The organism is Frigoribacterium sp. CFBP 13707, from assembly GCF_014842245.1.
Taxonomy (GTDB): Bacteria; Actinomycetota; Actinomycetes; order Actinomycetales; family Microbacteriaceae; genus Frigoribacterium; species Frigoribacterium endophyticum.
In genome coordinates, this window is sequence record NZ_JACYVL010000003.1 from 381,938 (window position 1) to 407,445 (window position 25,508).

The 25,508-nt window shown below is 74.0% G+C and carries 24 protein-coding genes, 4 tRNA genes and 1 pseudogene; 12 read left to right on the forward strand and 17 right to left on the reverse strand.

Annotated elements, in window-relative coordinates; all coding sequences use genetic code 11:
* Position 1: 1 nt before the first annotated feature.
* From thrS to IFT45_RS17115, 7 genes are all read right to left on the reverse strand, one after another.
* Positions 2-1,963 carry a threonine--tRNA ligase gene (gene thrS, locus IFT45_RS08765; RefSeq protein ID WP_371810939.1) on the reverse strand — a complete coding sequence of 654 codons (1,962 nt, stop codon included), beginning with the start codon at positions 1,961-1,963 and terminating at the stop codon, positions 2-4.
* A gap of 140 nt (positions 1,964-2,103) precedes the next feature.
* Positions 2,104-2,550 (reverse strand): Fe-S cluster assembly sulfur transfer protein SufU, encoded by a 447-nt coding sequence (gene sufU / locus IFT45_RS08770; RefSeq protein WP_167259138.1) that lies wholly within the window; start codon positions 2,548-2,550, stop codon positions 2,104-2,106.
* Positions 2,547-3,914, reverse strand: coding sequence for a SufS family cysteine desulfurase (locus IFT45_RS08775; RefSeq protein ID WP_192127684.1), 1,368 nt, complete (start codon positions 3,912-3,914; stop codon positions 2,547-2,549). The genes sufU and IFT45_RS08775 overlap by 4 nt, the downstream gene beginning before the upstream one ends.
* A gap of 113 nt (positions 3,915-4,027) precedes the next feature.
* The gene (locus IFT45_RS08780) at positions 4,028-4,840 is read right to left on the reverse strand and encodes an amino acid ABC transporter ATP-binding protein (protein ID WP_192127686.1); all 813 of its coding nucleotides are present in this window, start codon (positions 4,838-4,840) and stop codon (positions 4,028-4,030) included.
* Positions 4,827-5,489 carry an amino acid ABC transporter permease gene (locus IFT45_RS08785; protein WP_056054613.1) on the reverse strand — a complete coding sequence of 221 codons (663 nt, stop codon included), beginning with the start codon at positions 5,487-5,489 and terminating at the stop codon, positions 4,827-4,829. Before IFT45_RS08785 ends, IFT45_RS08780 begins: the two co-directional genes overlap by 14 nt.
* 3 nt (positions 5,490-5,492) lie before the next feature.
* Positions 5,493-6,362, reverse strand: coding sequence for an amino acid ABC transporter substrate-binding protein (locus IFT45_RS08790; RefSeq protein ID WP_255465404.1), 870 nt, complete (start codon positions 6,360-6,362; stop codon positions 5,493-5,495).
* 56 nt (positions 6,363-6,418) lie between these two features.
* A complete protein-coding gene (locus IFT45_RS17115) occupies positions 6,419-7,210 on the reverse strand; it encodes an NRDE family protein (RefSeq protein ID WP_192127688.1) in 792 nt (263 codons plus the stop codon).
* Between the two features lie 188 nt (positions 7,211-7,398).
* On the opposite strand from IFT45_RS17115, the gene coaBC reads away from it, so the two are divergent.
* Positions 7,399-8,655 (forward strand): bifunctional phosphopantothenoylcysteine decarboxylase/phosphopantothenate--cysteine ligase CoaBC, encoded by a 1,257-nt coding sequence (gene coaBC / locus IFT45_RS08800; protein ID WP_371810940.1) that lies wholly within the window; start codon positions 7,399-7,401, stop codon positions 8,653-8,655.
* A gap of 72 nt (positions 8,656-8,727) precedes the next feature.
* Here the strand turns inward: coaBC and IFT45_RS17120 are convergent.
* Positions 8,728-9,507: pseudogene (locus IFT45_RS17120) on the reverse strand (DUF817 domain-containing protein); the annotation flags it as partial.
* 127 nt (positions 9,508-9,634) lie between these two features.
* On the opposite strand from IFT45_RS17120, the gene IFT45_RS08810 reads away from it, so the two are divergent.
* Complete coding sequence (locus tag IFT45_RS08810) at positions 9,635-9,922, forward strand: hypothetical protein (protein WP_192127692.1); 288 nt, start codon at positions 9,635-9,637, stop codon at positions 9,920-9,922.
* 21 nt (positions 9,923-9,943) lie between these two features.
* Here the strand turns inward: IFT45_RS08810 and IFT45_RS08815 are convergent, their stop codons facing one another.
* The 5 genes from IFT45_RS08815 to IFT45_RS08835 all read right to left on the reverse strand — a co-directional run bounded on the left by IFT45_RS08815 (position 9,944) and on the right by IFT45_RS08835 (position 14,852).
* Positions 9,944-11,068 (reverse strand): ATP-binding cassette domain-containing protein, encoded by a 1,125-nt coding sequence (locus IFT45_RS08815; protein WP_192127694.1) that lies wholly within the window; start codon positions 11,066-11,068, stop codon positions 9,944-9,946.
* On the reverse strand, positions 11,065-11,925 hold the full coding sequence (locus IFT45_RS08820; RefSeq protein WP_371810927.1) for an ABC transporter permease subunit: 861 nt from the start codon (positions 11,923-11,925) through the stop codon (positions 11,065-11,067). Before IFT45_RS08820 ends, IFT45_RS08815 begins: the two co-directional genes overlap by 4 nt.
* Positions 11,922-12,845, reverse strand: a complete 924-nt coding sequence (locus IFT45_RS08825) for an ABC transporter permease (RefSeq protein ID WP_371810928.1) — start codon at positions 12,843-12,845, stop codon at positions 11,922-11,924. The genes IFT45_RS08820 and IFT45_RS08825 overlap by 4 nt, the downstream gene beginning before the upstream one ends.
* Before the next feature lie 2 nt (positions 12,846-12,847).
* Positions 12,848-13,975, reverse strand: coding sequence for an ABC transporter substrate-binding protein (locus IFT45_RS08830; protein ID WP_192127696.1), 1,128 nt, complete (start codon positions 13,973-13,975; stop codon positions 12,848-12,850).
* A 166-nt stretch (positions 13,976-14,141) separates the two neighbouring features.
* Positions 14,142-14,852 (reverse strand): YqjF family protein, encoded by a 711-nt coding sequence (locus IFT45_RS08835; RefSeq protein WP_192127698.1) that lies wholly within the window; start codon positions 14,850-14,852, stop codon positions 14,142-14,144.
* A 45-nt stretch (positions 14,853-14,897) separates the two neighbouring features.
* Between IFT45_RS08835 and IFT45_RS08840 the strand changes: the two genes are divergently transcribed.
* Entirely contained in the window at positions 14,898-15,107 is a 210-nt protein-coding gene (locus tag IFT45_RS08840) for a hypothetical protein (protein ID WP_192045674.1), read from the forward strand.
* 154 nt (positions 15,108-15,261) lie between these two features.
* Entirely contained in the window at positions 15,262-16,290 is a 1,029-nt protein-coding gene (locus tag IFT45_RS08845; RefSeq protein ID WP_192127700.1) for a carboxypeptidase-like regulatory domain-containing protein, read from the forward strand.
* A 91-nt stretch (positions 16,291-16,381) separates the two neighbouring features.
* Here IFT45_RS08845 and IFT45_RS08850 read toward each other — a convergent pair.
* A tRNA-Val gene (locus IFT45_RS08850) sits at positions 16,382-16,454 on the reverse strand.
* Positions 16,455-16,627: 173 nt separating this feature from the next.
* On the opposite strand from IFT45_RS08850, the gene IFT45_RS08855 reads away from it, so the two are divergent.
* The 3 genes from IFT45_RS08855 to IFT45_RS08865 all read left to right on the forward strand — a co-directional run bounded on the left by IFT45_RS08855 (position 16,628) and on the right by IFT45_RS08865 (position 16,975).
* A tRNA-Gly gene (locus IFT45_RS08855) sits at positions 16,628-16,699 on the forward strand.
* Between the two features lie 66 nt (positions 16,700-16,765).
* Positions 16,766-16,839: transfer RNA gene (locus IFT45_RS08860), tRNA-Cys, on the forward strand.
* A 64-nt stretch (positions 16,840-16,903) separates the two neighbouring features.
* Positions 16,904-16,975, forward strand: a tRNA-Val gene (locus tag IFT45_RS08865).
* 325 nt (positions 16,976-17,300) lie between these two features.
* On the opposite strand, the gene IFT45_RS08870 is transcribed toward IFT45_RS08865, so the two are convergent.
* Together IFT45_RS08870 and zapE are read right to left on the reverse strand one after the other, a co-directional pair.
* On the reverse strand, positions 17,301-18,584 hold the full coding sequence (locus IFT45_RS08870) for an ammonium transporter (protein ID WP_056054591.1): 1,284 nt from the start codon (positions 18,582-18,584) through the stop codon (positions 17,301-17,303).
* Between the two features lie 252 nt (positions 18,585-18,836).
* Positions 18,837-19,856, reverse strand: coding sequence for a cell division protein ZapE (zapE, locus tag IFT45_RS08875; RefSeq protein WP_192127702.1), 1,020 nt, complete (start codon positions 19,854-19,856; stop codon positions 18,837-18,839).
* Between the two features lie 265 nt (positions 19,857-20,121).
* Here zapE and IFT45_RS08880 point away from each other — a divergent pair, with 265 nt between their 5' ends.
* The 3 genes from IFT45_RS08880 to IFT45_RS08890 are packed head-to-tail and all read left to right on the forward strand — an operon-like array spanning position 20,122 to position 22,285.
* The gene (locus IFT45_RS08880) at positions 20,122-21,021 is read left to right on the forward strand and encodes a sulfurtransferase (RefSeq protein WP_056054586.1); all 900 of its coding nucleotides are present in this window, start codon (positions 20,122-20,124) and stop codon (positions 21,019-21,021) included.
* A gap of 5 nt (positions 21,022-21,026) precedes the next feature.
* A complete protein-coding gene (locus tag IFT45_RS08885) occupies positions 21,027-21,518 on the forward strand; it encodes a SufE family protein (protein ID WP_255465402.1) in 492 nt (163 codons plus the stop codon).
* Positions 21,515-22,285 (forward strand): dihydrofolate reductase family protein, encoded by a 771-nt coding sequence (locus IFT45_RS08890; protein ID WP_192127704.1) that lies wholly within the window; start codon positions 21,515-21,517, stop codon positions 22,283-22,285. Before IFT45_RS08885 ends, IFT45_RS08890 begins: the two co-directional genes overlap by 4 nt.
* On the opposite strand, the gene IFT45_RS08895 is transcribed toward IFT45_RS08890, so the two are convergent.
* A complete protein-coding gene (locus IFT45_RS08895) occupies positions 22,206-23,453 on the reverse strand; it encodes an alpha/beta hydrolase family protein (protein WP_371810929.1) in 1,248 nt (415 codons plus the stop codon). The two genes, IFT45_RS08890 and IFT45_RS08895, sit on opposite strands and share 80 nt — an antisense overlap.
* Before the next feature lie 80 nt (positions 23,454-23,533).
* On the opposite strand from IFT45_RS08895, the gene IFT45_RS08900 reads away from it, so the two are divergent.
* Both IFT45_RS08900 and IFT45_RS08905 read left to right on the forward strand, forming a co-directional pair.
* Complete coding sequence (locus IFT45_RS08900; protein ID WP_167259123.1) at positions 23,534-24,130, forward strand: DUF3000 domain-containing protein; 597 nt, start codon at positions 23,534-23,536, stop codon at positions 24,128-24,130.
* 49 nt (positions 24,131-24,179) lie between these two features.
* Positions 24,180-25,481: an HRDC domain-containing protein gene (locus tag IFT45_RS08905; protein ID WP_185232581.1), complete on the forward strand. Its 1,302-nt coding sequence runs from the start codon at positions 24,180-24,182 to the stop codon at positions 25,479-25,481.
* The last annotated feature ends 27 nt before the right edge of the window (positions 25,482-25,508 follow it).

Consider the following 25,508-nt stretch of genomic DNA (forward strand, 5'->3'; position numbering starts at 1 on the left):
CTCAGACCTGGGCCTTCGTCTCGATGGCCTCGAGGATCTTCGCGACGGCGTCGGCGACGGGCACGCCGTTCTCCTGGGAGCCGTCGCGGTAGCGGAAGCTGACGGCCCCCGCGGCGCGGTCCTCCTCGCCGGCGATGAGCTGGAACGGCACCTTGGACTTCGTGTGCGTGCGGATCTTCTTCGGGAACCTGTCGTCGCCGTGGTCGACCTGGGCGCGCACGCCCTTCTCCCTCAGCTGCGCGACGACGCCGTCGAGGTAGTCGCCGTACTCGTCGGCCACCGGGATCGCGACGACCTGCACCGGCGAGAGCCAGACCGGGAAGGCCCCGGCGTAGTGCTCCGTGAGCACGCCGAAGAACCGCTCGATGGTGCCGAAGAGGGCCCGGTGGATCATGACCGGGCGCTGGCGCGTGCCGTCGGCGGCCGCGTACTCCAGCTCGAACCGCTCGGGCAGGTTGAAGTCGAGCTGCACCGTCGACATCTGCCAGGTGCGGCCGATGGCGTCGCGGGCCTGGACGGAGATCTTCGGGCCGTAGAACGCGGCCCCGCCCGGGTCGGGCACCAGCTCGAGGCCGGACTCCTCCGCGACCTCGCGAAGGGTCGACGTCGCGGTCTCCCAGATGTCGTCGTCGCCGACGTACTTCTCCGGGTCCTTCGTGCTGAGCTCGAGGTAGAAGTCGGTGAGGCCGTAGTCGCGGAGCAGCGACAGCACGAAGGCGAGCGTGCCGGTCAGCTCTTCCTTCATCTTCTCGCGGGTCGTGAAGATGTGGGCGTCGTCCTGGGTCATGCCGCGGACGCGCGTCAGGCCGTGGATGACGCCGGACTTCTCGTTGCGGTAGACCGTGCCGAACTCGAAGAGCCGGAGCGGCAGGTCGCGGTACGAGCGCGGCTGCGACCGGTAGGCGAGGATGTGCATCGGGCAGTTCATGGGCTTGAGGTAGTAGTCGGCGCCCTGGCGCGTGACCTCGCCCTCGTCGTTGCGTGCCTCGTCGAGCTTCATCGCCGGGAACATGCCGTCCTTGTACCAGCCGAGGTGGCCGGAGGTCTCGAACAGGCTGGCCTTGGTGATGTGCGGCGTGTAGACGAAGTCGTAGCCGGCGGCCTCGTGGCGCCGTCGCGAGTAGTCCTCCATCTCGCGGCGGATGATGCCGCCCTTCGGGTGGAAGATCGCGAGCCCGGAGCCGATCTCGTCCGGGAACGAGAACAGGTCGAGCTCGACGCCGAGCTTGCGGTGGTCGCGCTTCGCGGCCTCCTCGAGGCGGGCCTGGTAGGCCCGCAGCTCGTCCTTCGTGGGCCAGGCCGTGCCGTAGATGCGCTGCAGCTGGGGGTTCTTCTCCGAGCCGCGCCAGTAGGCGGCGGCCACGCGCATCAGCTTCGTGGCGTTGCCGAGGAGTCGCGTGCTCGGCAGGTGCGGACCGCGGCAGAGGTCGTACCAGACCACGTCGCCGGTCTTCGGGTCGACGTTGTCGTAGACGGTGAGCTCCGCCCCTCCGACCTCGACGGACTCGCCGTCGTCGCCCACGCCGTCGGCGCCGCCCTTGAGCCCCACGAGCTCGAGCTTGTAGGGCTCGCCGGCCAGGAGCTCGCGGGCCTCCTCGTCGGTGACGACGCGGCGCCTGAAGCGCTGGCCCTGGCGGATGATCCGCTCCATGCCCTTCTCGATGGCCTTGAGGTCGTCGGGCGTGAACGGCTCGGCGACGTCGAAGTCGTAGTAGAAGCCGTCGGTGACGGGCGGCCCGATGCCGAGCTTGGCCTCCGGGTTGATCGCCTGCACGGCCTGGGCCATCACGTGCGCGGCCGAGTGGCGGAGGATCGAGAGGCCGTCGGGCGAGTCGATCAGGACCGGCTCGACGACGTCGCCGGCGTGCACCTCGGACGCGAGGTCGCGGAGCTCGCCCGCCACGCGGATCGCCACGACGGCCTTGTCGGTGAACAGCTCGAGGCCGGTCGTCGTCTGCGTCACCTCGACCGTCTCCGGGCGGGCGGTGGCGCCGCTGTCGGGGGTGACGCTGGCGTCGGGGGCAGGCTGGTCAGACACGGTCGTGTGCTCCTTGGCGTTCGGGGGACGGCGGCCAGTTTAGCGGCGGGCGACGCCCCTCCCCGCTACGCGGCCAGCTCGACGGCGCAGGCCTCCGCCGCCACCCAGGCGAGCATGCCGCACTTGACGCGCATGACGAACTTCGAGACGCCGTGGAAGGCGACGGCGTCGCCGAGCAGCTCGTCGTCGGGCTCGCCCGCACCGCGCGACCGCATCATCTCGCGGAACGCCCCGACCCGGACCCGGAGCTCGTCGAGCGTCAGGCCGGGGGCGACGTCGGCGAGGACGGACGCGGACGCCATCGAGATGCTGCAGCCGGCGCCCTGCCAGCGCAGCGACTCGACGCGGTCCGTCCCGGGGACGAGCGCGACGCGCACGGTGATCTCGTCGCCGCAGGTGGGGTTCCGCTCGTAGTGCTCGGCGCCGGCCCCGGGCAGGTCGCCGTCGCCGTGCCGCGCCTTGGCGTGGTCGAGGATCACCTGCTGGTACAGGGAGTCGAGGGCGCCGCTCATCGGTCGCCCTCCCCGGCCGGGGCCGCCACGCCGTCGTCCACGCCGAAGTAGGCGCGGACCCCGGCGACCCCGGTCAGCAGCCGCGCCACGTCCTCCGTGGTCGTGTACAGGTACGTGCTCGCCCTCGTGGTGGCGGTGACGCCGAGCCGGCGGTGCAGCGGCTGGGCGCAGTGGTGCCCGACGCGCACCGCGACGCCCTGGGCGTCGAGGTACTGCCCGACGTCGTGGGCGTGGACGCCGTCCACGACGAAGCTGGCGAGGCCCGAGCGGGCGACGCCCGCGGGCGGCCCCACGACTCGGACGCCGGGGATCGCGGAGAGGCCCGTGACGAGCGACTCGGCCAGCGCCTCCTCGTGCTGCTGCACGCGGTCGAGCCCGACGGCCTGGAGGTACCGGACGGCCTCGGCGAGGGCGACGGCCTGCGAGACGGGCTGCGTGCCGGCCTCGAAGCGCTGCGGGGCGGGCAGGTACTCGGCCGAGTCGAGCGTGACGGTGGTGATCATCGACCCGCCCGTGCGGAAGGGCGGCAGCGCGCCCAGCAGCTCCGCCCTCCCCCAGAGCACCCCGATGCCGGTCGGCCCGAGCATCTTGTGGCCCGAGAACGCGAGGAAGTCGACGTCGAGGGCGCGGACGTCGACGGGGCGGTGGGGCACCGACTGGCAGGCGTCGAGCACGACGAGGGCCCCGACCGCGTGTGCGAGCGCGACGATTTCGTCGACGGGGGCGACCAGCCCGGTGACGTTCGAGACGTGGGCGACGGCCACGACGCGCGTCCGGGGCCCGATCAGGGCCGCGGCGTCGGCGGCCGTCCACACGCCGTCGTCGTCGACCGCGACGGCGCGGAGCACCGCTCCCGTCACGGCCGCTAGCTCTTGCCAGGGGACGAGGTTGGCGTGGTGCTCCGCCTCGGTGACGACGATCTCGTCGCCGGGCCGGAGGGCGAACCTCCGGGCGGGCTCGCCGCCGCGGCCGTGGGTCGCGTTCGCCATGCCGTAGGCCACGAGGTTCAGGGCGTCCGTGGCGTTCGCCGTCCAGACGACCTCGTCCGCGGAGGCGCCGAGCAGGCCGGCCACGGTCTCCCGCGCCTCCTCGAAGGCCTCGGTCGCCAGGGCGGCGAGCGTGTGCGCGCCGCGGTGCACGGCCGAGTTGGTCGTCTCGAGGAAGGCGCGCTCCGCGTCGAGCACGGCACGGGGCCGCTGCGCGGTCGCGCCGGAGTCGAGGTACGCCAGCGGCTCGCCCGAGATCTCCTGCGCGAGGAGCGGGAAGTCGGCGCGGAGGCGCGCGGCCTCGTCGTCGGAGAGCGGCCCCGGGGAGGCGGTCGTCGCGGCGGCCCGAGGGCCGGCGGTCGTAGAGGTGGTGGTCACGGTGTCCCTTCTCGCCGATCGTACCGAGGGTCGACCACGGCACCGTCGTGCAACGGCGCGAGGGCGCCGTGTGTTCCCGGAGGCCGCCCGGCCCGCGCACGCCGCGGTCGGCGTCAGTCGTCGAGCGGCCGCAGCACCCGTCGCAGGAACTGCTGCGTGCGCGCCTCGCGCGGGCGGTTGAGGACGTCGGCCGGCGTGCCGCGCTCGACCACGACGCCGTCGTCCATGAAGACGACCTCGTCGGCCACCCGCCGGGCGAACTCGAGCTCGTGCGTGACGACGATCATCGTCCAGCCCTCCTCCGCCAGCTCCTTCACGACGGTGAGCACGTCGCCGACGAGCTCGGGGTCGAGGGCGGAGGTCGGCTCGTCGAAGAGCAGCAGCTCGGGCCGGAGCGCCAGCGCGCGCACGATGCCCACGCGCTGCTGCTGCCCGCCGGAGAGCTCGACGGGGTAGGCGTCCTCGCGGCCGCCGAGGCCCACGCGCGCGAGCAGCCCTCGGGCCTCGCTCCGCGCCTCCCCCGGGTCGCGCCCCTGGACGCGGATCGGCCCCTCGACGACGTTCTGCAGCACGGTCATGTGCGGGAAGAGGTTGAAGTGCTGGAACACCATCGACGACCGGTCGCGGAGGGCGAGCAGCTCGCGCTTCGACGCCCCCGCCCCGAAGTCGAGCACCTGCCCGGTCGAGAGGGCGACGGTGCCGCCGTCGGGCACCTCGAGGCTGTTGAGCGACCGCAGCACCGTGGTCTTGCCCGAGCCGGAGGGCCCGATGATCGCGACCACCTTGCCACGGCGGACGGAGAGGTCGATGCCCTTCAGCACGGCCGTGCCCCCGAACGACTTCGTGAGCCCGGTCACGGTCAGCACGGCGGGGGCGGACGAGGAGGCGCGGGCGGGGCCGGCGGCGGAGGCGTCAGCGGGCGACATGGCGGTCCAGCTTCTTCTCGAGGGCGCCCTGGCCGGTCGACAGGGCGAGGCAGATGACCCAGTAGACCAGGGCGGCCTCGAGGTACAGCAGCATGAACTCGTTCGAGACCGTCGCGATCTGCTGTGCCTGCCGGAAGAGCTCGGTGACGAGGATCAGCGAGGCGAGCGAGGTGTCCTTGACGAGCGAGATGAACGTGTTCGAGAGCGGGGGCACGGAGACGCGCGCCGCCTGCGGCAGCACGACGCGCCGCAGCGCGAGCGAGCGCGACATGCCGATCGTGTGCGCCGCCTCCCACTGGCCGCGCGGCACCGACTGGATCGCCGCCCGGATCACCTCGGCGCCGTAGCCGCCCACGTTGAGCGAGAACGCGATGATCGCGCTCGGCCAGGGGTCGAGGCGCACGCCGATCGACGGCAGTCCGTAGAAGACCACGAACAACTGCACGAGGAGCGGCGTGCCCCGGATGACCGAGACGAAGACGCGGGCCGGCCACCGCAGCCACCGCGTCGGCGACAGCCGCATGAGGGCGACCACCAGGGCGATGACGAGCCCGATGGCCATCGAGGCGAGGGCCAGCGGGATCGAGGCCACGAGGGCGCCCGACACGATCGGCCAGAGCGACCGCCAGAAGAGGTCGGACGACGGCACGGGCTACTCGCTGACGTCGCTGCCGAAGTACTTCTCGGAGATCGAGGCGAGCGTGCCGTCGGCGCGCAGCTCGTCGAGGGCGTCGTCGATCGCGGCGACGAGATCGTCGGACCCCTTCGCGACCACGAAGGCGCTCTCGGAGACGTCGTCGGTGGTGGCGCCGACCTTGACCGCGGCCGCGGCCGTCGGGTCGGTCTGCTGGTAGTCGAGGAAGGTCAGCTCGTCGTTGACCGTGGCGTCGATGCGCCCCTGCTCGAGGAGGGCGATCGACTGCGCCCAGCCCTCGACGACCTCGACGTCGGCGCCGGCGTCCTTGGCGGTGGTGTACCAGTTGCTCGACTGCGACTGCGCGGTGGTCTTGCCGTCGAGGTCGGCGAGCGACGTGATGGAGGTGTCGTCGGCCGGCACGATGACCACGCCGCGGCTCACCGTGTACGGGGCCGAGAAGTCGTACTTGGCCTCGCGCTCGTCGGTGATCGAGACCTGGTTGGCGATGAGGTCGAAGCGGCCCGCGTCGAGGCCCGCGAAGATCGCGTCCCACTGGGTCTCCTGGAACTCGGGCGTGACTCCCAGCTTCTCGGCGACGGCGGTGACGACCTCGACGTCGTAGCCGGTGAGCTCGCCGGAGCCGTCCTCGTGGAAGGTGAACGGCTTGTAGGTGCCCTCGGTGCCGACGACGAGCTTCCCGGCGTCCTGCACGTCGGCGAGGGTCGTGCCCTCCCCCGCCGCGGCGCTGCTGCTGCCGGTCGGCGCGCTGACGACGCCGTCGGTCGACGCGGGGGCGCAGGCGCTGAGGCCGAGCACGGAGGCGGCGACGACGCCGGTGAGGGCGACGGTGCGGGCGAGGCGGGTGCGGGGCGCGGTGATCTTCACGTCGGACTTCCTGGTCGGGGGTGCTCCTGCGCCCGGGTCGGGCGTGGCTCCCGACCCTAACCGCGCGTCGCCCCCGCTGATTCCCGATGACGCCGCGTCTCGTCGTCGAGCCTCACGTGCACGTGCCGGACGTCGTCGGCGGCGACCGCGACGAGGGAGAGCGACAGCGACCCGAGCCAGCGGCCGTCGAGCAGGTCGGAGCGCACCAGGGCCTCCGGGTCGCGCTCGTCGAGCGACGTGCTCTCGCGGAGCACGTCGAGCCACGGACCCCACGAGGAGCCCGCGTCGGCGAGGGCGTCGAGACCGCCGAGCCCGTCCGCCCGGCTCTCGGCGGGCGGCGGCCCCGTGGGCGCCTCCGCCGCACGGAACCGCGGGGCCCAGCGAGCCACGCGCGGCACCGACGGGTCGTCCACCGCTCCGTGCGTGAGCACGTGCACCCCCGGGGCGAGGCGCTCGGTCCGGAGCGCGGAGCCGTCCCACGAGGTCACCAGCGCCCCCTCCCGGTCCGCGGTGAGGAGCGTGAAGGGACGCTGGCGCGGGCGGCCGACGGGCAGGTCGCCGTCGGCCGCCGCGCGGATCGGCAGGACCCCCCGGGTCTCCCACCCGCCCTCCGGCTCCGGCGGCCGTTCGTGCCGGTTGAGGACGACGGAGGCGCGGGCCGGGTCCGTCGCCGTGGCCAGCCAGGCACCGCCGGCCTCCCGGTCGTGGACGCCCTGCACCCGCTCGCCGAGCTCGGGCCACCAGGCGGCCGGAGGATCCCACGGGCGGTCGGCGGCCTCGTCGCGGAGGCCGAGGAACACCACGGGCCAGGGGCCGGACGGGGCGACGGAGACGACGACTGTGCACACGGGGAGGCTCCTCGGCCGGGTCGGGGGCGCGACCACCCCGGGATGGGGCATCGTGGAGGCAGCAACGCTACCGGGCCGCCGGCGCTTCCCCGACGGCCCCCGACGTCAGGGGAACCGTGACCGGACAGACCGACCGTGGCCAGCACCGACGAGACGACGACGGCGAGGGCGCCCGGCGCCTCACGGTCGTGGTCGGCGTCTCGGGCGGGATCGCCGCGTACAAGGCGGTCAGCGTCGTCCGCGGCCTCGTCGTCCGGGGCCACGACGTCCACGTCGTCCCGACGGAGGCGGCCCTGCGGTTCGTGGGCCTGCCCACCTTCGAGGCCATCAGCCGCAACCCGGTGCACACCTCCGTCTTCGACGACGTCGCCCAGGTGCGCCACGTCGCGCTCGGCCAGGCGGCGGACCTCGTCGTCGTCGCGCCGGCGACGGCCCACACCCTCGCGGCGATCGCGCACGGGCTCGCCGACGACCTCCTCGGCACGACGATCCTCGCGAGCACGGCTCCCCTGGTCGTCGCCCCGGCCATGCACACCGAGATGTGGCGGAACGCCGCCACCGTCGCGAACGTCGAGCTGCTGCGCTCGCGGGGCGTGGTCGTGGTCGGCCCCGACGACGGGCCGCTCACCGGCGGCGACAGCGGGCCGGGTCGTCTCAGCGAGCCGGACGTGATCGTCGAGGCCGCGCTCGCGGCCGTCGCCGAGGCCGTCGTCGCGGAGGCGCGCCCCCGCGACCTGTCCGGTCGCCGCGTCGTCGTGACGGCCGGCGGCACCCGCGAGCCCCTCGACCCCGTGAGGTTCCTCGGCAACCGCTCGAGCGGTCGACAGGGGCTCGCCCTGGCCCGGGCCGCTGCGTCCCGCGGGGCGGCCGTGACCCTCGTGGCCGCGCACCTGGACGACGACGTCGCCCGGGCGGCGGCGCTCCTCCCCGGCGTCGAGGTCGTGGCGGCGGGCACCGCGAGCGAGCTGCTCGACGCGACCACCGCCTCCTCGATCGGGGCCGACGTCGTCGTCATGGCGGCGGCGGTCGCCGACTACCGCCCCGTCGAGGTGGCCGCGTCGAAGATCCGCAAGGACGACCGGGGCGACGAGCTGACGCTCCGCCTGGTCAGGACGACCGACGTGCTCGCGGCCCTCAGCGCCTCACGGCCGGCCGACCAGGTCGTCGTCGGCTTCGCCGCCGAGACGGCCACGTCGCCCGAGGAGCTGCTCGACCTCGGGCGCCGGAAGCTCGCCCGCAAGGGCTGCGACCTGCTGGTGCTCAACCCGGTCGGCTGGTCGACCGGGTTCGGCACCGACGACTCGGACGTCGTCGTGCTGGGCGCCGGGGGCGACGAGGTCGGCCGCCTGGCCGGGACGAAGGACGAGGTGGCGCACCTCGTGCTCGACGCCGTCCTCGCGACGGGGCGACTCGACCTCGGCCTCGGCGGTGGCGGCCTCGCCTGAGGCGGCCGCCCGTGCCGCGGCGTCGTCGGCGCGTTGGTGCAGCCAGATGACGAGCACCACGCTGAAGACGACGAGCACCGTCCACGAGCCGATCTTCGACGGGTGCACGATCGACCAGCCGTCGGCCTGGGAGGCGTAGGCCCAGGCCCCGACGAGGGTCGCCGCGTTCTCCGCGAGCCAGATGAAGACGGCGATGAGCGCGAACGAGACGAGGAGCGGCATGCGACGGACCCTCCCCCGGACGGTGAAGGCGACCCGGTGCCGGCCGAGGAGGAGGACGGCCACCGCCATCAGCGGCCACCGGACGTCGGGCAGCCAGTGGTTCGTGAGGAAGTTCAGGTAGAAGGCGGCCGCGAGGGCCAGCGCCGGGCCCGTCCGCACGCGGTCGACCCGGAGGTCGAGGCGCCGCCAGGCCTGGCAGACGTAGCTCCCGACGGCCGCGTACATGAAGCCGCTGTAGAGCGGCACGTCGGCCACGCGGAGGACCCCCTCGTCGGGGTAGGACCACGAGCCGACGGCGACCTTGACCACCTCGAGGCCGAGGCCCAGGAGGTGGAAGGCGCAGATCACGAGCAGTTCGCGGCGGCTCTCGAGCCGCCCGACGACGAAGGCCGCCTGCACGGCGACGCACCAGACGAGCATCGCGTCGTACCGCGGGATCCCCACGTCGACGACCGAGGTGACGGCGAGGCCGACGAGCACGGCGACGGCGAAGGCGCAGGAGAGGGCCTGCTGCACCGCGAAGGCGACGAGGTCGCGGAGGGCCTCGACGGCCCGGTCGAGGGACGGCGCTCGGCGACCGGCGGTCGGGGAGCCGGCGGGCAGGGGGCCGGAGGCGGGCGTGGCGGACATGTCGGCGACGCTACGGGCGGCGACGCCCGCCCCGGATCGGCCCGGAGGACCACCGTGGTCCTCCCCGCGGACGACCGCTCCTGCGCCCCGGGCTCGCCCGTTCACCTCGGTGTGCCACCATGCCCCCGTGAGCAAGAAGATCGATGCAGCCCTCAAGACCCTGGTCAAGGCCCTCGAGCACCACGGCGAGGTGATGGGAGACCGGCCGCTCTCGGCGAAGAAGGCGGGGCGCGCCACCGAGCGCGTGCGCCAGGCGGCCGCCGAGTACACGCTGGTCGTGGCCGACAAGACCGGTCAGCCGAACCCGTTCGTCGACTTCCTCGACCCCGAGACCGTGCGCTCGCTGCGGGGCGAGCGCGACGCCATCGCGGCGAAGAAGGGCACGGGCTCGACCGGGCCCTCGTCCTCCTCCTGACCCCGGGGGCCGCCGGCGCCGTCAGCCGAACGGCACGACGGCGACGGCCCGCGGCGTGAACGCCACGTGGACGGACTCGCCGACCTCGCGCCGCTCGTGCGCGCGGTGGTCGAGCACGACGACGTCGTCGGGCGACGTCCGGACCCTCGTGCGGCAGACCGCGCCGAGGAACGACACCGACTCGACGACGCCCGCGACCCCGCGGTCGGCGAACGTCACGTCCTCCGGGCGCACGTAGGCCCACGCCTCTCCGTCGTCCGGGGAGCCGACGGCGGCGACCTCCTGCCCGGGCAGCCGCACCCGCCCGTCGACGACCTCGGCCCGCAGCCGGTTGCTCGACCCGACGAACTCCGCGACGAACCGCGTCGCCGGCGCCGAGTACAGCTGCTCGGGCGTGCCGATCTGCTCGATCGCGCCGGCCCGCATCACGGCGACCCGGTCGGCGACGGCCAGGGCCTCCTCCTGGTCGTGCGTCACGAAGAGGGTCGTGATGGCGAGCTCGCGCTGCAGGCGACGGATCTCCTCTCGCAGCTGCACCCGCACCTGGGCGTCGAGCGCGCTGAGAGGCTCGTCGAGCAGCAGCACGCGGGGCCGCGTGACGAGCGCGCGGGCGAGCGCGACGCGCTGCTGCTGGCCGCCCGAGAGCTGGTGCGAGAACCGGCCGCCCAGCTCCCCGAGGCCCACCAGGTCGAGCATCTCGGCGGCGCGGGTCGCCCGCTCGGCCCGCCCCGCGCGCCGCGTGCGGAGCCCGAACTCGACGTTCTGCTGCACCGTCAGGTGCGGGAAGAGCGAGTACGCCTGGAAGACCATGCCGACGTCTCGACGATGGGTCGGCACGTCGACGACGTCGCGCCCGTTCACCGTGATGCGGCCCTCGGTGACCGTCTCGAGCCCCGCGAGGGTGCGCAGTGCCGTCGTCTTGCCGCAGCCCGAGGGGCCGAGGAGGGCGACGAGCTCCCCCGGCGCGAGGTCGAGGTCGACGCCGCGGAGCGCCACGTGGCCCGCGTACTCCTTGACCACGCCGCGGAGGGCGACCGCGGCGCCCGCGGTCGACGTCGTCCGGGCGCCCGCGGCCGCGGAGCCTCGACCGGTCGGTGACGGGGCCGAGGAGGCGGTGGTCGGGTCGACGGGGGCGGTGGCGGTCACGAGAGGGCCTTCCGGGCGGGAGCTGGGGCGGGGGCCGCGACGTCGCGGCCGGGGAGGACGGGGCGGCCCGCGCCGGCGGAGCCGACCCTGCCGACGACGGCGAGCAGCAGGAACGCGAGCAGGAGGGCGAGCAGGGCGAGGATGACGGCCGCGAAGGGGTCGCTGCGCGAGACCTGGACGAGCGACGTCTGCAGCGTCACCCGGTTCAGCAGGCTGGCGATCGTGTACTCGCCCAGGACGACGGCCACCGTGATGAACGCCGCGGCCAGGAGCCCGCGACGGAGCGACGGCACCACCACACGGAGGAGGGTCGCGACGCCGCCGGAGCCGAGGGTCCTGGCCGCCTCGGTGAGGGTGCGGAGGTCGGTGGCGGCCAGGTCGGCCTGGACGGCGCGGTGCGCGTAGGGAAGGACGGTGACCCCGTAGGCCAGCGCGAGGGTCCAGGCCCCCGAGCCGGCGACCCGCGAGACGACCGAGTAGACCGGGGCCAGCCCGACGACGAGCACGATCGCCGGCACCGTGACGGGCACGAGGCAGACGAACTCGAGGGGCCGCACCAGCGCCGGGTACCGCAGGTGCACGACGACCATCGTCGGCACGAGCAGCACGAGCACGAGCACGGCCGTCACCGCCGCGAGGACGAGGCTGTTCGTGACGCCCTCGACGAGGGAGCGGTACGCCCTCTCGTTCTCGGGGGCGGCGAGGGCGGTCCAGTGCCCCAGGTCGTGGCCCGTCCCGTCCGCCGAGCGGAGGGAGAACGCGACCATGGCCGCGATCGGGACGGCGAAGACGGCGCCGACCACGGCGAGGACGGCCTTCCGCAGCGCCGTCCCGGGTTCCCCGCGTCGGCGGGTCACCGCTGCCACCGCTCCGTGCGGCGCTGGAGCAGCGAGTAGAGCGTCATGAGCACGACCATGACGACGACCATGCCGAGCGCGAGCACGCCGGCGACGTCCTCGCGGCCCAGCACCGTCTCGCTGACCAGCGCCGCGCGGATCTGCAGGGGCACGATCTGGGCGCCCTGGCTGATCAGGGCCGCGGCGGTCGCGTACGAGGAGAAGGCGTTCGCGAAGAGCAGCAGCACGCTGCCGACGAAGGCCGGTGCGAGCACGGGCACGACGACGCGGAGCAGGTGCTCGCGCCGCGTCCCGCCCAGGGTGGCCACCGCCTCCTGCCACTGGGGCTTGAGCCCCGTGACGGCCGGCATGAAGGTGATGACCATGAGCGGCACCTGGAAGTAGACGTAGGGCAGCAGCAGCCCGGGCACCTGGTAGAACCAGACGCCGCCGGCGAAGACGTCGACGCCCAGCCGGGTGAGCAGGAGCTGGGTGACGACGCCCTGGATCCCGATGGTGGCCGTGAAGGCGAAGGCGAGCATGACGCCGCCGAACTGCGCGAGGACGCTCGCGGCCGAGTCGACGAGGCTGCGGACGAGGCCGTCCGGGCGGAGGGCGGTGAGTCCCCAGCAGACGACGGCGCCGACGACCGCGCCGACGACGGCGGTGATCCCCGACACGAGCGCGGAGCTCCCGAAGGCGCGGAGCACGAGGGGCTCGCCGAGGGCGGTGAGCGCCGAGAGGCTGGGTCGGCCGTCGCCCGTCACGAAGCCGGTGCCCAGCGCGACGACGCAGGGCACGGCGAGGAAGAGCAGGACGTAGACCGCGAACGGGGTCAGGGCCCACCACGCCGCCGGACGGCGCCGGGCCCGAGGGGGCCGGGCGCCGTCGACGCGGTCGCGGTCGGCCGCGGGGGGCCTCCCCTCGACGAGCGCGACCACGATCAGCCGATCGCCTGCGCCCAGGTGCCGGCGAGCAGCGCGGAGGCGGCCTCGGTCTGCTCGGTCGTCAGCTGCACGGTGTCGGCCGGCTGCTCGCCGACGGCGTCGAGGGCGTCCTGGTCGACGGTGCCGGCCTCGGTCATCGCGGCCAGGCGCACGGGGTACGCCCCGGCGGCGAGGTACAGGTTCTGGGCCTCGTCGCTCATGATGAACTCCTGCCACAGGCGCGCGGCGGCGGGGTGGGGCGCGTCGACGTTGACGGCCTGGTTGTAGTAGCTGCCGAGCGCCGTCCCGGGCAGCACGGCCGTCCTCCAGTCGCGCCCTCCCGCGTCGGCCGCGGCCGCGAGGTTGTTGTAGCTCCAGTCGAAGACGACGGGCGTCTCGCCCGAGGCGATCGTGGCGGGGGTCGGGTCGGTGGGCAGGAAGTTGCCCGCGTCGGCGAGCTCGCCGAACCAGCTGACCCCGGCGCTGACGTCGTCGGCGCTGCCGCCGTCCTGGAGCGCCGCCCACTGGACGGCCGCCGCGGCCGCGCCGGCCTGGGTCGGGTCGCCGTTGATCGCGACCTTCCCCCTGTACTCGGAGCCCAGCAGGTCGTCGAGGGTCCCCGGCTCGGGCACGGCGTCCGCGTCGTAGCCGACGGACATCAGGCCGGTGTAGTCGTAGACCCAGGCGCCGTCCGCGTCCTTGTGGTCGTCGGCGATGTCGTCCCACGTCGCGACCTTGTACTTCGCGAACTGGTCGAGGTTCGCGAGCGTCACGGCCGAGCCCAGGTCGAAGACGTCGGGCGCGGTGTCCTGCCCGGCGAGGTTCTTCGCCGCCGTGATCTCCTCCGCGCTCGAGACGTCGGGGCTGTCGCTGTTGACCGTGATGTCGTACTCGGCCTCGAAGGCGTCGATGATCTTCCCGTAGTTGGCCCAGGTGTCGGGCAGGGCGATCACGTTGAGCTCGCCCTCGGCCTCGGCGGCCGCGACGAGGGCGTCCATGCCCCCGAGGTCCTCCGCGCTGGTGGCGGTCGCGGCGGTGCCGGAGGCGGCGTCGTCGCCCGCGGCGTCGGCGGCGGTGCAGCCCGCGAGGCCGAGGGCGAGGACGGTGAGCGCCGCGGCGGCGGCGAGGGGGCGGGTCGGGGTCACGGTGTCCTCCAGGTGCGGGGCCGCGGGCGGCCGCCGGTCGTGCGGCCGGTCGTGCGGCCGGTCGTGCTGACCGGCCCGCGAGCACCGTAGGGAGCGAGGACGACGAGGAGGCGGCGCCCCGGTGACGGGACGGTGGACGCCGGGTGGCCGTCCGAGCGGGCCGCCCTCAGCCCCGCGAGTAGCGGACGACGACGCCCGGTGACACCGTCACGCGGTCGGGCTCGCGCTCGGCGAGGTCGGGCAGGCCCGCCGCGGCCAGGAGCCCGTCGTCGAGGCGCGTGACCGTGCCCGTGCGGAAGGTCCACGGCTCGTGCGCGCGACGCCACCAGCCGGTGACTCCGCGGCGTGCGGTGTGGACCCCCCAGCGGTCGGAGAGGAACCTCGTCGTCTCGTCGGCGTCGGCCGTGGGCGGGGTGACCGTCTCGGGGACGAGGGCGACCCGGACGACCGAGCCCGCGCCTCCCGCCCGGCGCTGCGTGCGGTGGGCGACGTCGTCGTCGCGCACCCGGCTGCCGGCCCGGGCCCAGACGTAGGGCAGGCCGATCAGCCGAGCCGCGACCACGGCGGGCGCGTGCTGGGTGTCGATCGAGCGGTACGCGATGCCCCGACGGCCCTCGTCGTCGACGGTCGCGAGCTGGACGACGATCTCGGTCATGGTGCCGAGCCGCCCCAGGCGCGGCAGCGGCGGCACGGTGCTGTCGACGAAGCGGTAGGCGACGAGGCTCGCCCAGGCCGCCCCGTCGTGCAGGTCGGGCCTCGTGGCCCGGGGCACCAGCGGCGCCGCGAGGGCCGGGTCGACCGCCCAGTGCAGGCCGACGACGTCGCGCCAGTCGTGCTGGGTGACGGGGCGGTGCGGCAGCGGCGGGGCGGCGGGCATGCTCCGATGCTGCTCCCCCGGAGCGGGTGACGGTACGGTCACGGGATGAGCGACACGCCCCCTCCCGCCCCCACCACCGCGTCGTTGGCCATCACCGCCGGCATCGCCTTCCTCGGCCTCGTCTTCGCGGCGGAGGCGCTGCTCTCCCCCGACGGCTCGTGGGTGACCATCGTCGTCGGGGCGGTCATCGCCGTGGTCTACGGCGTGCGGACCGCGCTGGCGATCCGGCGACGGCGGGCCGCCAAGGAGGGCTGAGCGCCGACGTCGGCCCGCCCGGTGGACGCTGTCGAGCCGTGGTGACCACGACGGGTGCGGCGGAGGCGCCGCGGGCCTAGGCTCCTGCCACCGGAGGCCCGGACCCCGGCGGGCTCGGCACCGTGCCGGGTCGCTGCACGCACAGGGGGTCCCCGTGGACACGTTCGTCGTCTCGCTCTCGCTCGTGGCCGCGGTCGGCCTCGGAGCTCTCGCCCCGGCCTCGGCCCAGGCCGCGCCTCCGCCTCTCGTGTCGTCGACCGCCGTGGTGCCGGCCACGACGGCGACGGGCACGGTCTCCGTGAGGCTGCTGCGGTCGTCGGGCACGGCCCTCGGCCTTCCCGGGGCTGCCGTCCGCCTCGTCGGCGCCTGGCCCTTCGAGCGGGACGCGACCACCGACTCCACCGGGGCCCTGACCTTCGCCGACGTGCCCGTGGGCTCGCGCTACTGGGTCTCCGTGACCCCGCCGCCGACCGCCGGTCACGGTCGCCGGACACCGGTGATGACGACCGACCTCACCGTCCGGGCCGAGGCACCGACGGCGGTCGACGTGACGCTCCCCGTCGGGGGCACCCTCGGCGGCCGGCTGGTCGGCCCGTGGCCCACGCCGCCGGCCGGGCTCACGGTCGAGGTCTACGGCAACCGGACCGGCACCTCCCTCACCTCCGTCACCGACGCCGAGGGGCGCTACTTCTTCTCCGGCATGCCCACCGACCTCTACACGGCCACGGTCGTGGCTGCCCCGGGTGCGGTGCCCACCGTGTGGCGACAGGACGTCGAGGCCGAGACCGCCACGACGCCGGCGAGCCACGTCGCCGCGGCTCCCCGGTACGTCCACACGACGTACGACCTCCAGGTCGTCGTCGACGAGCCCGACCCGGTGAACGCCCCGGGCCCGGACCTCGACGGCGCCGTCGTGACCATCACCGACACGGCGACCGGGGCCGTCATGACGCAGGCCCTCGACGCGACGAGCTCCCCCCGCAAGGTGGCTCAGTTCATCGTGCCGAGCGGTCGCTACACGGTGGGCGTCGAGACGGCGTCGCACCAGCGCTGGTGGTGGGCGGGGCAGTACGTGCCCGTCCCGCTCGTGCGGAGCGCGGCGGAGGCGGTGCCGGTCTCGGTCACGTACGGGGCCGATCGGTCGACCGACGTGTTCCTGGCACCGCAGTCGTCCAGGCCGTGATGGGCGGCTGGCCGTGATGTCGGGTGAGGGCATGAAAAAACCCCGGCGGACCGGGGTTCTGTCGACATGCTCTGTCGAGAGGTGTTCTGTGTGGGCGATACCGGGCTCGAACCGATGACCTCTTCCGTGTGAAGGAAGCGCGCTACCAACTGCGCCAATCGCCCCTGTGGGACTCGTCGATGCTAGTGCATCGGGGCGGCCCGGCGCCATTCGAGGCCCCGGCGCGGGCAGGTCCGACCCTGCTGATCAGGGCCCGCAAGACACGAACATGCCTCAATTTGTTTTCTGCCCCGGGTCTGGGTATTGTTCTTTTGCACGCAGAAATGCAAAGCGAAATGCGGATGTGGCGCAGTGGTAGCGCATCACCTTGCCAAGGTGAGGGTCGCGAGTTCGAATCTCGTCATCCGCTCGAGTGTAATGCTCACCAGAGGGTGGTCCACCGACTGGTGGCTCCCCCTCTGGGAGCTGCTCGTATGGTGGAGTGGCCGAGAGGCGAGGCACCGGCCTGCAAAGCCGTTCACGCGGGTTCAAATCCCGTCTCCACCTCCATGTCGTCAAGACTCCGGTCTATGATGTCGTGATCAACTGAATACGTCGCCTCGGCGACATGCATGAGCGATTGGCGCAGCGGTAGCGCGCTTCCCTGACACGGAAGAGGTCGCTGGTTCGATCCCAGTATCGCTCACACAGAGAAAGCCCCCGGTTCGCCGGGGGCTTTCGTCGTTCCCGGGGGTTGGTTCGTTCCCGAGGGCTTTCCTCGATCTCATGGGCTGTCGGCCTCCGAGGAGCGTTCCGTCCTCCCCCGAGGGCACCGTCCGCCTCAGCCGCCTCAGCCGTGTCCGCCGCATGTCTCGTCGTACCGAACGTCCTCGGGTGGCCTCGCGCGCCTCCCGGCGTTCCTCCGGGGCGCAGCAGCCCGCCTGCGAGGCTCGGGAGCTCCCCCACCCACAGACGAAGGACGGCCCCGGTCGTGGTGACCGGGGCCGTCCTGGCGGAGCAGCGGTGACGAGCTAGGCGCGCGAGTTCTCGAGCACGTAGCCCTCTTCGCCGTGCAGCGCGAGGTCGATGCCCGCGACCTCGTCCTCGTTCTTGACGCGGAAGCCGATCGTCTTCTCGATGGCCAGGCCGATCAGGAAGGCGAGCACGAACGAGTAGGCCATGACGGCGAGGGCCGAGAGCGCCTGGATGCCCAGCTGGCGGAACGAGCCGGAGAAGATCAGGCCCGAGCCGTTGGCGAAGAAGCCGAGGTACAGCGTGCCGAGGAGGCCGCCGACGAGGTGGATGCCCACGACGTCGAGGGAGTCGTCGAAGCCGAGCTTGAACTTGAGGTCGATCGCCAGGGCGCAGACGGCGCCGGCGACGACGCCGAGCACGATGGCCCAGAACGGCGACAGGGCGGCACAGGCCGGCGTGATCGCGACGAGGCCGGCGACGGCGCCCGAGGCGGCGCCGACCGAGGTGGCCTTGCCGTCCTTGACCTTCTCGACGACGAGCCAGCCGAGGATGGCGGCCGCGGGGGCGGCGATCGTGTTGAGGAAGGCGAGGGCGGCGACGCCGTCGGCGGCGAGTTCCGAGCCGGCGTTGAACCCGAACCAGCCGAACCAGAGGAGGCCGGCGCCCAGCAGCACGAAGGGCGGGTTGTGGGGCTTGTCGGCGCCCTTGGCGAAGCCGACGCGCTTGCCGAGCACCAGGGCGAGGGCCAGGGCGGCGGCGCCCGCGTTGATGTGGACGGCCGTGCCGCCGGCGAAGTCGATGACGCCCATGCTGGCGATCCAGCCGCCGTCGACGACCGAGCCGTCCTCGCCGAGGGTGAAGTTGAAGACCCAGCTCGCGACGGGGAAGTACACGACCGTGGCCCAGACGCCGGCGAAGATCATCCACGCGCCGAACTTGGCGCGGTCGGCGATGGCGCCCGAGATGAGGGCGACGGTGATGATCGCGAACGTCGCCTGGAAGGCGGCGAAGGCGATGGTCGGGTAGTCGCCGACCGGCGCCGCGCTCTCCTGGAAGAGCGAGTCGAGGCTGAACATCGACGGGTCGAAGCCGAAGACGCCGTCCCACCCGATGTAGGTGTCGGTGCCCGCGGGGCCCTGGGGGCCGTTCGAGAACGCGATGGAGTAGCCGAAGAGCACCCAGAGGACGCCGATCAGGCCCATGGCCCCGAAGCTCAGCATCATCATGCTGATCACGCTCTTGGCCTTGACGAGGCCGCCGTAGAAGAACGCCAGGCCGGGCGTCATGAGCAGCACGAGTGCCGCGCAGATCAGCATGAAGGCGGTGTTGCCTTGATCCATGTGTGTGTCACCTCTCGAGTTCTGACAAGCCAGGGAGGCACCGGCCGCCCCGACCGTGGGGGTGCCACGGGCTGTGCGGGACGATGCGGGTGGTGCCGCCCTCAGTGTCTCGACGAGGTGTTTCGGGTCGTGTGCCGTCGTGTTTCGGGGATGTAACACGTATCGCGCGACTGTGAACAACGTGTTTCGCCCGCCTCAGGAAGGCCTCCGGGGTCGGGGCCCAGGGGGCGACGTCGCCGCGCGCCTCCGACGTCAGTGCGCCGACGTGAGCGCCACGAGCCTCGAGGTGGCCCGCAGGTACTTCTTCCGGTAGCCGCCGGCCAGCATCTCGTCGCTGAACACCGTGTCGAGCGGTGCGCCGGACGCGAGGACGCGCACCTGCGCGTCGTACAGCCGGTCGACGAAGGCCACGAAGCGGAGCGCGTCCGTCTGGCTCGTGAACGGCCGGACGTCGCGCAGGGCGACCCCGTCGAGGCCGTCGATGAGCTTGACGTACCGGCTCGGGTGCACCGACGAGAGGTGCGCGACCACGGCCGCGAAGTCGTCCACCGACACCGTGCCCGGCAGGGAGGCCACCGCGGCGTCCAGGTCGTCGACCGTGTGGGCCTTCGCCTCGACCTCCCGACGGCGGTAGTCGTCACCGTCGATGCGGAGGGTGCGGAAGCGGTCGGAGAGCCCCTGGATCTCGCGGAGGAAGTCCGCCGCCGCGAACCGGCCCTCGCCGAGGGCCGCCGGCGGCGTGTTCGAGGTCGCGGCGATCCGCGTCCCGCCCTCGGCGAGGTCGCCGAGCAGCCGCGTCATCATCATCGTGTCGCCCGGGTCGTCGAGCTCGAACTCGTCGATGCAGACCAGGGAGGCGCCCTCCAGCTGGCGAGCGGCGCCCGCGTACCCGACGGCGCCGACCAGGGCCGTGTACTCGATGAACGTCCCGAAGTAGCGACGCCCCGTGGTCCGGTTGAAGAGAGCGGCGAGCAGGTGGGTCTTGCCGACGCCGAAGCCGCCGTCGAGGTAGAGGCCGGGGAGCACGTCGGGAGAGTCCGCGCGTCGGCGGAACAGGCCGCGTCGTGCGGGACGCTCGGCGGCGCCGCCGAAGCCGGCCACCGCCTCCACCGCTTCCGCCTGCGACGGGAAGGCCGCGTCGGGCACGTAGTTCTCGAGCGACGCCCCGTCGAACTGCCGGGGCGGGACGAGCTCGGCGACGATCTCGGCGCCCGTGATCGTGGGGGCGCGCTCGGTCAGCGCGACGCGGGCGGTGAGGGGATCTGGTGACATCGGGCGACCTCGCAGGCAGGGGACCAGGGGGCGACGCACGTCGGGGGCCTGGCCGCGGTGTGCGTCGGGGCGATCTGTGTCAGAGTCTGAGGGGCGCCCGGACGACGCTCACGCCGTGTGCGTAGCCTCGACGGTGACCCGGGCCCGAGTCTAGCCACCGGGCACCGGCGCCCGTCCGCAGCGCCCGCCGCGCTGCACCCGAGATCGTCCGCCGTCGCCGGCGGCGCTCCGTCCCCGCGACGGAGAGACACAGCAGGAGGCACCCATGGTCGTCGAGCACGACGCAGCACCGAAGTTCCAGGAGTTCGCGCACCCCGAGCGCCTCGTCAGCACCGACTGGCTGCAGGAGCACCTCGGCACGCCGGGGCTCGTCGTCGTCGAGTCCGACGAGGACGTGCTGCTCTACGAGACCGGGCACATCGCCGGCGCCGTCAAGATCGACTGGCACCTCGACCTCAACGACCCCGTGCAGCGCGACTACGTCGACGGCGAGGCCTTCGCGGCGCTCATGTCGCGCAGCGGCGTCACGCGCGACTCGACGATCGTCGTCTACGGCGACAAGAACAACTGGTGGGCGGCCTACGCCCTCTGGGTGTTCTCGCTCTTCGGCCACGAGGACGTGCGCCTGCTCGACGGCGGCCGCGCCGCGTGGGAGGCGGAGGGCCGTGAGTACACCACCCAGGCCCCGAGCCCGGAGCCGACCGACTACCCCGTGGTCGAGCGCGACGACACCGTGATCCGCGCCTACAAGGACGACGTGCTCGCCCACCTCGGCCGGCCCCTCATCGACGTGCGCTCCCCCGAGGAGTACTCGGGCCAGCGCACCACCGCCCCCGCCTACCCGGAGGAGGGCGCCCTGCGCGCCGGCCACATCCCCAGCGCCCAGAACGTGCCGTGGGGCAAGGCCGCGGCCGACGACGGCCGCTTCCGCGGGCGCGCGGAGCTCGACGCGATCTACCGCGACGGCGCCGGCCTCGCCGACGGGGACTCCGTCGTGGCCTACTGCCGCATCGGCGAGCGGTCGAGTCACACCTGGTTCGTGCTGCACCACCTGATGGGCTTCGAGGACGTCCGGAACTACGACGGCTCGTGGACCGAGTGGGGCAGCGCCGTGCGCGTCCCGATCGTGCAGGGCACCGAGCCCGGCGCCGTCCCGGCTCGATGACGGCCGTGGCCGACACCGCGGCCGGCGCGGGCGACCTGCCCGCCTCGCTCGCCGAGATCCGTGACGAGTTCCTCGCCCTCGAGGTGCGGGACCGCCTCCAGCTGCTGCTCGAGTTCTCGAACGAGCTGCCGGCGCTGCCCGCCGAGTACGAGGGCCACCCCGACCTGCTCGAGCGCGTCGAGGAGTGCCAGTCGCCGGTCTTCATCTTCGTCGAGGTCGTCGACGGCGTCGTCGCGATGCACGCCACGGCCCCCCGTGAGGCGCCGACGACGCGCGGCTTCGCGTCGATCCTGGCGCAGGGCCTCACGGGCCTGACCGCCCAGCAGGTCCTCCGGGACGTGCCGGACGACTACCCCCAGACGATCGGCCTGGTCGAGGCCGTCAGCCCGCTGCGGGTCCGGGGCATGACCGCCCTCCTCGGGCGGGCCAAGCGCCAGATCGCCGAGAAGACGGCGCAGGCCGACACCGCCGGCGCCCCGGGGGCCTCGGGCGCGTGAGCCTCCGGGTCCTGCACACCGCCGCCCCGGCCTCCCTCGCGTCGGCGGGCGACCTCGTCCCGGTGGAGGGCGACGGCGACGGGGGGCGCGAGACCCTCCGGGGCCTCTACGCTCCCCCGGCCGAGACCTGGCTGCGCCTCAACCTCATCGCGGCGGTGAGCGGCGACGCCGCCGGCGAGGACGGCACCTCCGACACGCTCAGCAACGCGGTCGACCGGGCGGTGCTCGCGGTCGTCCGTGACCTCGCGGACGGCGTGGTGGTCGGCGCCGCCAGCGTCCGCGCCGAGGGCTACCGGGTGCCCAAGACCTCCCGGCTCGTCGTCGTCACGTCGTCCGGCGACCTGTCGGGCCACCGGATGGACCCCGCGGAGGCCGAGCGCGTCGTCGTCGTGTGCCCCGCCGGCGCGACCGACGCCGTGGCCGCGAGCCTGGGGCCGGCGGTCGCCGAGGCGGCGACCGTCCTGGTGGTCGACGACGTGGACGGGCGTCTCGACCCCTCGACGGTGCTCCGACGGCTGCGTGACCACCGCCTCCTCTCGCTCGTCTGCGAGGGCGGGCCGTCGCTGGCCGGGCAGTTCCTCCGCGACGGCCTCGTCGACGAGCTCTGCCTCAGCACCTCCCCCGTCGCGATCGGCAGCGGCCTGCCCGTCTTCGGCCGCGAGAGGTTCGACCCCGCGCGCCTCTCGCTCAGCCAGCTGCTGAAGGACGACCACGACGCGCTGTACGCGCGCTGGCTCGTGGCAGACGGCCCAGCCACTCGCCGATGACCCGCTCGAAGCGCTCCGGGTCGTAGTTCCAGATCTTCGTGTGGCGCGCCACGGCGAAGACCTCCAGCTGCACGAGGTCGGGCCGCGCCTCGGCCAGCGCGTGCGACGCGGTCGACGGGACGAACCCGTCGTCGTCGCTGTGCAGCAGGAGCACCGGCACGTCGAGCTGGTCGGCCCGTGCCACGAGGTCGAGACGGTCGAGGTCGATCGGCCCGTCGCGGCGGCCGAGCCGCGCCGCCGCGGGCGACTGCAGGAGGCGCAGCGCGAGTTCCTGCACGAGGCGCGGGACGTGCATGGCCCGCCCCTGGAAGCGCAGCGTCGTCCGCCAGTCGACGACGGGCGACTCGAGGGCCACCCCCACGACGCGCTCGCCGTGCCTCGCGCGCGTGACGGCCTGCAGGACGGTCGCTCCGCCCATCGACCAGCCCATGAGCACGAGGGCGGTCGCGCCGGAGGAGACCGCGTGCTCCATCGCGGCCTCCACGTCGCGCCACTCCTGGTCGCCGAGGGCGTAGCGGCCGTCGGGAGAGGGGGGCGCCTCCCCGTCGTTGCGGTACGAGACGAGGAGCGACGTCCAGCCCGCGCGGTGCGCGGCCGGCGCGGCGCGGATGGTCTCGGCCCGCGTGACGCCCCGGCCGTGCACGCTGATCAGCCACGGCCCGTCGGTGCCGCCGGGAGCGGGGACGAGCCAGGCGGGGGCGGGCCCGACCGGGGTGCCGACCTCGACGTCGACGACGGGGAGGCCGGCGTCGGCCGGCGTGCGCCACAGCCAGCCCCCCAGTCGCCCCCGCCGGGCCGACGCGAGGTCGCCCGCGTCGACGGCCTCGACCGACCGGACCACCCGGTGGCCGTCGTCGCTCAGCACCTCTCCGACGCGGGCGTGGCCCCGGCCGTGGTCGAACCAGAAGCTGTAGCGGCCGGGCAGGCGGGTGTCGGGGTCGGAGCTGAGCGTGACCGAGGGGACGGCCGGGTCGTGCCCGAGCACCCGGACGCCGTCGGCGCGACGCCGGGCCGGCGTCACGACCTTGTCGGCCATGACCAGGGCGCCGGAGACGACGGCCGCCGCCGAGACGACGGCCGTGGCGACGACGGAGGCCGAGAGCACGAGGCCGACGCCCCGGGCGCGACGCGCGCCGAGGTCGGGGGACGGAGTCGAGGGGCGGGTCACGGGAGCTCCGATCGACGGGGCGGCGGGCGGACGCGGCGTGCCGCCCACCTCGGGATCAGCTGGGAGCCTAGTCTGCTGGGGTGTCCGACACCCCCTCGACGCCGACGACCCCGTCCGCGTTCGCCGCAGCGGTCGAGTCCGTGCGCCGAGCCGTCGCCCGCGACGACCTCGCCGTGAGCGAGATCCCCGCTCCGGGCGGCCTCGCGCCGCACGCCCTCGCCCTCGCCGGCGACGTCGTGGGCGCCTCGGGCCGCGCCGACCCCGACCTCGGCACGGGCCGCTTCGTCCTGCTGTACGACGAGTCGGCCCCGGAGGCCTGGGGCGGAGTCTTCCGCGTCGTCTGCTTCGCCCAGGCGCCGCTCGAGGCCGACCTCGCGCTCGACCCGTTCGTCGCCGACGTCGCCTGGTCGTGGCTCGTCGACTCCCTCGCCGCCGGCGGGGCCTCCCACCACTCCGCCTCCGGCACCGCCACGAAGGTGCTCTCGACCGGCTACGGCGACCTCGCCGACCAGGGCGAGGGGGCGCAGCTCGAGCTGCGCGCCTCCTGGACGCCGACGAGCACCGACCTCGCACCGCACCTCGAGGCCTGGAGCGAACTGATCTGCACCCTCGCGGGCCTGCCGCCGACCGTCGAGGGCGTCACCCTCCTCGCGTCGCGCCGCGTCGGGCGCGACTGACCCGTCGCCCACCGCGACACCTCCGAGCCGAGAACAGGACCGCCGAGACATGGACACCGTCACCCCCGACCCGAGCGAGACGCCCTCGCCCGAGGCCGCCGCCGCTCCCCGAGTGACCGTGGCCCCCGTCGTCGCCACGGCGGACTCCGCCCACGGGCACGTGGACGTCATCGACGACCGCGACGGCTACCTGGCCGCGGTCGAGGCGATCGCCGCCGGGACGGGGCCGATCTCGATCGACGCGGAGCGCGCCTCCGGCTACCGCTACTCGCAGCGCGCGTACCTCATCCAGGTGTTCCGCCGCGGCTCGGGCGTCTTCCTCTTCGACCCGCCGGCCATCGGGCGCTTCGACGAGCTCCAGGCCGTCATCGGCCACGAGGAGTGGGTGCTGCACGCCGCCAGCCAAGACCTGGCGTGCCTGCGCGAGGTCGGCCTCGACCCCGACCTCGTGTTCGACACTGAGCTCGGCGCCCGCCTCGCCGGGCTGCCGAAGGTGGGCCTCGGGGCCGTCGTCGAGCAGCTCCTCGGCGTCCACCTCGCTAAGGAGCACTCCGCGGCCGACTGGTCGACCCGGCCCCTCCCCCAGAGCTGGCTGGTCTACGCGGCCCTCGACGTCGAGCTGCTCGTCGACCTCCGGGACGCGATGGCCGAGCTGCTCGAGCGTGACGGCAAACTCGACATCGCCCGGCAGGAGTTCGCGGCGACGGTCGCCCGCGAGGTCAAGCCGGCCAAGGCCGAGCCCTGGCGTCGCCTCACCGGGCTGCACACCGTGCGCGGGTCGCGGGGCCTCGCCGTCGCCCGTGAGCTCTGGACCGCGCGCGACGACTACGCCCGGCAGGTCGACACCGCCGCGGGCCGGCTCGTGCCGGACTCCTCCCTGGTCGCCGCCGCGAAGGCGCTGCCGGCCGACAAGCGCGCCCTGGCCGGCCTCCGCGAGTTCGTCGGCCGCGCGAGCCGGAGCGAGCTCGACCGGTGGTGGGCCGCCGTCGAGCGCGGCCAGGCGACCGCCGACCTGCCCTCGCACCGCGGGCCGGCCGGCGACACGCTGCCCCCGCCCCGCAGCTGGGCCGACAAGTCACCGATGGCCGACGCCCGGTACCGGCACGCCCGCCCCGTCGTGGCGGCGATCGCCGAGCGCCTCGACCTGCCGGTCGAGAACCTCCTCACGCCGGAGCTCCTCCGCCGGGTCTGCTGGGAGCCGCCGATCCCCTTCGAGCCCGAGGCCCTCGCCGCGGCCCTCACCGAGCTCGGGGCGCGCGCCTGGCAGGTCGAGGCCGTCGCCGGGCCCCTCGCCGACGCCTTTGTCGACGCCCACCAAGAGCCCGAGACGCAGCCCGCCGAGCCTTCGTAGCAATCCGCGAAGGATTCTGCCCGCCCC

What these genes read in the sequence shown, in the direction of transcription:
- sufU (WP_167259138.1), bottom strand. Translation starts at nt 2,550, where the DNA reads ATGAGCGGCGCCCTCGACTCCCTGTACCAGCAGGTGATCCTCGACCAC.
- IFT45_RS08780 (WP_192127686.1), bottom strand. Translation starts at nt 4,840, where the DNA reads ATGTCGCCCGCTGACGCCTCCGCCGCCGGCCCCGCCCGCGCCTCCTCG.
- IFT45_RS08835 (WP_192127698.1), bottom strand. Translation starts at nt 14,852, where the DNA reads ATGCCCGCCGCCCCGCCGCTGCCGCACCGCCCCGTCACCCAGCACGAC.
- IFT45_RS08840 (WP_192045674.1), top strand. Translation starts at nt 14,898, where the DNA reads ATGAGCGACACGCCCCCTCCCGCCCCCACCACCGCGTCGTTGGCCATC.
- IFT45_RS08870 (WP_056054591.1), bottom strand. Translation starts at nt 18,584, where the DNA reads ATGGATCAAGGCAACACCGCCTTCATGCTGATCTGCGCGGCACTCGTG.
- zapE (WP_192127702.1), bottom strand. Translation starts at nt 19,856, where the DNA reads ATGTCACCAGATCCCCTCACCGCCCGCGTCGCGCTGACCGAGCGCGCC.
- IFT45_RS08880 (WP_056054586.1), top strand. Translation starts at nt 20,122, where the DNA reads ATGGTCGTCGAGCACGACGCAGCACCGAAGTTCCAGGAGTTCGCGCAC.
- IFT45_RS08905 (WP_185232581.1), top strand. Translation starts at nt 24,180, where the DNA reads ATGGACACCGTCACCCCCGACCCGAGCGAGACGCCCTCGCCCGAGGCC.